The organism is Nocardia arthritidis, assembly GCF_011801145.1.
GTDB lineage: Bacteria > Actinomycetota > Actinomycetes > Mycobacteriales > Mycobacteriaceae > Nocardia > Nocardia arthritidis_A.
Genome location: NZ_CP046172.1, coordinates 5,685,057 through 5,687,510, shown reverse-complemented (window position 1 = coordinate 5,687,510; position 2,454 = coordinate 5,685,057). Strand labels below are relative to the sequence as shown.

The 2,454-nt window shown below is 64.1% G+C and carries 2 protein-coding genes; one reads left to right on the top strand and one right to left on the bottom strand.

Annotated elements, in window-relative coordinates:
• Nucleotides 1-203 precede the first annotated feature (203 nt).
• On the bottom strand, nt 204-467 hold the full coding sequence (locus F5544_RS25580; protein ID WP_167475539.1) for a hypothetical protein: 264 nt from the start codon (nt 465-467) through the stop codon (nt 204-206).
• A 479-nt stretch (nt 468-946) separates the two neighbouring features.
• Here F5544_RS25580 and F5544_RS25575 point away from each other — a divergent pair, with 479 nt between their 5' ends.
• Nucleotides 947-2,434 carry an HNH endonuclease signature motif containing protein gene (locus tag F5544_RS25575; RefSeq protein ID WP_167475538.1) on the top strand — a complete coding sequence of 496 codons (1,488 nt, stop codon included), beginning with the start codon at nt 947-949 and terminating at the stop codon, nt 2,432-2,434.
• Nucleotides 2,435-2,454: the final 20 nt, after the last annotated feature.

Below are 2,454 nucleotides of genomic sequence, written 5' to 3'. Positions count from 1 at the left end.
TGCTGCGCCTGTCCGACGCGCTGTGCCCAGGAGGCCCCTGATCGTGCCGGGGACCGTCAAACTTGCCCAAGTCGCGAGATAGCTTCGTGCGCAGGCGGATTCGTCCGGGCCTCCTACGTCGACTCCTGTCGCCGGAAGCTAATTCAGTTGTGCCCGAACGGATGTGGCATCGCTCGGCGGCGCCACATCCGTTCGGACCGGACCTATACCGCGCTGCCGGTCGCAGGCGGATCGGGCCGATCCCAGTCGTGGTCGTGGCAGTGCGGCCGCCACCACTCGTGCTGGACCTGGCAGTGCCAGTGATACCAATCGTCATAATCGACCAGCCGAACCGTCGGCTGAGCGGCCCCGCCGCTCGGCCCGGGATCGGCGGCGGCTACTCCCGCCGTGGCCAGCAATGGCGTGGCAATCACCGCCGCCACAACAGCGACCCGGACGGCTCGACCCCGTCGCGCTCCGTTCGTCATATCACTCACCTTTTCGAAAGAGATTGTGTACCAGGTGATCTCGGTCAGGCTCGCGCGCCGCTCAGCCGATCACACAGCCGATTCAACCCCGCCCGCTGTTCCTCGCCCAGCCGATGGCCGCCATCTTCAGCCGATCCTCAGTCCGGCGGGCAGTGAACGCCGGTTGCAAGGTGCCGGATTCGTGTCGGCAGGTGAGGTCGGCTTCGCATTCCTTTCGACGGCTCGTCGTGAAGGGCGATTGCGGAGGCGAGTCGGTTGCTCATGAGTGCTGAGGTCCTGCCTCGTAACGAGGTTCGCATGCTTGCGATAGCGCTCGACGTCGAAAGCGCCGGGCTGGGCTTGAATGTAGCGTGGTGTCGCTGGATCGCTCTTTTCTATTGCCCTGCAAAGGGTTTGGCGTGATTGTGAGCAGCGGTATTTTACCTTTGTGGTCATCGTTTTTTCGTGACAATCGAATGTTGGTTCGATAGGGTGTGGGTATGACACCGGACGATCCTGCGGTACGGCAACGAGTCGCCGACTCGTTGCTCGCGAGCGTGGATCGGCTGGTGGACACTCCGTTGACACCATTGTTGGATGAGGATCTGATCCAGTTGGTGCGGGATGTCGAGTGTGTGGTGCGGCGGTTGGCGGGGTTCGGGCATCAGGTGTTGGCGCAGGTGTCTCAGCGGTCGATTCCGGCGCGGGTGGGCGCGGCGGGCGTGTCGCGGTTTTTGGTTGAGACGCTGAATATTTCGCAGTCCGAGGCCGCGGCGCGGGCCAAAGCCGCCGAGGAGCTCGGTCCTCGAATCGATATGGCGGGTGAGGTGCATCCGCCGTTGTTGCCTGCGACGGCGGCCGCCCAGGCCGAGGGTGCGATCACGGCGGAGCATGCGCAACGGATTTCGGCGGTGATGAAGCGGGTGCCCGGGTCGGTGGACAACCCTGAGTTCGAGGCCGTCGAGAAGCTGCTCGCGGAGCACGCGCGCACGCTGAGCCCGCGCGATATCACTGTCGTCGGGGAGAAGATCTTGGCCTACCTCGATCCGGACGGCCGCATCACCGACGACAAGGATCGGGCGCGGATGCGGGGGATCACCGTGGGTCCGCAGCGTGCCGATGGTATGTCGGCGATTCGCGGTGAGCTTTCTCCGACGTTGCGGGCCTTATGGGATGCGTTCATAGCCAAATACGCGCGCCCGGGCCTGAACAACCCTGATGATCCCGATTCTCCGCATGGGGCCTGTGATTTCGTGGACCGTGAGGCCATGGTGGCGGCCGCGATCCGGGATACCCGCACCGTGGCCCAACGTCAGCATGATGCTTTGCTCGCCTTGCTGCATCCGCAAACGCGGGTTGATGCGTTGGGTGAGCACCGGGGGTTGCCGGTGTCGATGATCATGACCGTCAGCGTGGAGGATCTGGAACGCAAGACCGGTGTCGCGACGACCGCGACCGGTGGCATGATCCCGATCAGCGAAGTCCTGCGGTTGGCCGAACATGCCGACCCATACCTGATGGTGTTCGACAAACAAGGTCTGCCACTGCATTTCGCGCGCAAACGCCGTTTGGCCTCGGCTGCGCAGCGGATGGCGTTGACCGCGGCGCTGCGTGGCTGTACCCGTCCGGGGTGTGATGCACCCGCGAGTATGTGTGCGGTGCATCATGTCACGGGGTGGAGTGCGGGCGCCGCGACGGATGTGGGAAATCTGACCCTGGCCTGCGATCACTGTCATGCGCTGATCAATGATGGCCCGAACAGCTGGAAAACCGTTGTCCTTGGCGAGGATTCACGGTATCCGGGGCGGACCGGGTGGATCGCGCCGCCGCATATCGACCCCACTGGGACACCGCGAGTGAACCATCGCCACCATCCGGGTGAGCTGCTGGCGCGGGCGCTGTCTCGTATCCACCACCGCAACCACCGTGACCTGTCACGGCACGGTGAGTGGCTGAAAGACCAACAGCCACCAACTGATTCGGACTGACCCGCACATCCCCAGGGTGT

What these genes read in the sequence shown, in the direction of transcription:
- F5544_RS25580 (WP_167475539.1), bottom strand. Translation starts at nt 467, where the DNA reads ATGACGAACGGAGCGCGACGGGGTCGAGCCGTCCGGGTCGCTGTTGTG.
- F5544_RS25575 (WP_167475538.1), top strand. Translation starts at nt 947, where the DNA reads ATGACACCGGACGATCCTGCGGTACGGCAACGAGTCGCCGACTCGTTG.